The organism is Shewanella sp. 11B5, from assembly GCF_002836795.1.
GTDB lineage: Bacteria > Pseudomonadota > Gammaproteobacteria > Enterobacterales > Shewanellaceae > Shewanella > Shewanella frigidimarina.
This window is the reverse complement of the sequence record NZ_PJAP01000162.1, coordinates 1-1,141: the sequence shown is the minus strand read 5'-3', so window position 1 is coordinate 1,141 and position 1,141 is coordinate 1. Positions and strand designations below refer to the sequence as shown.

Here is a 1,141-nt window from a genome sequence, read left to right as displayed (position 1 = left end):
AACCACTACAAGTAGGATGAATGAGAAAATTATTTATACTTATTACAAGTTGGGTGGCCTTATTAGGAACCAGTAACCTTTGCGCCGAAGTGGTTGATATTTCAGCTAATAAAGTGGTTTATGATTCATTCAAGGAATGGGCAGATAAAAAAAACTGCAACGATATTGATGATTTTAGGGAAATGAATCTTCATCGTGGCGTAGTTGAATTAGTGTTGATATGCAAAGCGCTAAATCTTGGAGGGTTGAAGCCTGATATACAGCTAAAAGAAATGCCCAATTATAGCCGCGCTTTGATAGAGGCTGAAAAAGGGGTTGTCACTATGCCAGCAGAAACAGCCTGGAGAATTGAAATTGATGAGGCTGATTTTTATGTCAGCGATGCTATATTTGAAGCAGGGGCGATCGAAGTGGGCATATACGCTCTACCAACAAACGTTGATATAATGAAAATCAATTCACTTGATGAACTTAAAAAGTTTAAAGGCGTTTCTTCTGATCGTTGGGTAGTTGACTGGGCAACGTTGAAAGCTATGGGGGTGAAGACACATAGCATGCCGAAACTGCATCTTATGTTCAAATTTATTAATGTGGGACGAGCTGATTTTGTTCTAAATGATTTTTCTTCAGAAGAAGATTTCAGTATGGAAATAGCCGGAGTAAGGTTAGTTCCGGTTCCTAATATTAAAGTGGGTTTAAAAGGGTCTCGCCATTTTGTTGTTTCTAAAAAGGCACCAAATGCTGAAAAGGTTTTTGAGGCGTTGCAAGACGGTTTAAAAAAGCTGCGTTTGGAAGGCACTATTTCTAGGGCTTTTGAGGAGTCTGGTATTGTTAATCCCAAAGTAAAACACTGGAAACAGATTTATCCATAATTGATAAAAGTCAGTGTTGAAGGATTTGTATCAGAAACATCTTCGAAAACGCGCGTCTCATTTGTACTTAATATTGCTTGGGAGATTAATGATAAGGCTTGAATTGGCAATAAATCATCACAATATTTAACTAAATCACTGACCATACCCTTTCTCACACCCTCAAATTGTGTTCAGCATAATTATCAACGAAAACAGCCGTTTCATTTAAATGCCTCAGCAAAGCCACTTAGTGTTATGGTATTGTTAAATTTAACAGTGGCATTCTA

General features: G+C 37.6%; 1 protein-coding gene. It reads left to right on the top strand.

The annotated features are described in order from the left end of the window. Positions 1-20: 20 nt before the first annotated feature. Positions 21-872, top strand: coding sequence for a hypothetical protein (locus tag CXF78_RS01340; protein ID WP_102035751.1), 852 nt, complete (start codon positions 21-23; stop codon positions 870-872). Positions 873-1,141 lie beyond the last annotated feature (269 nt).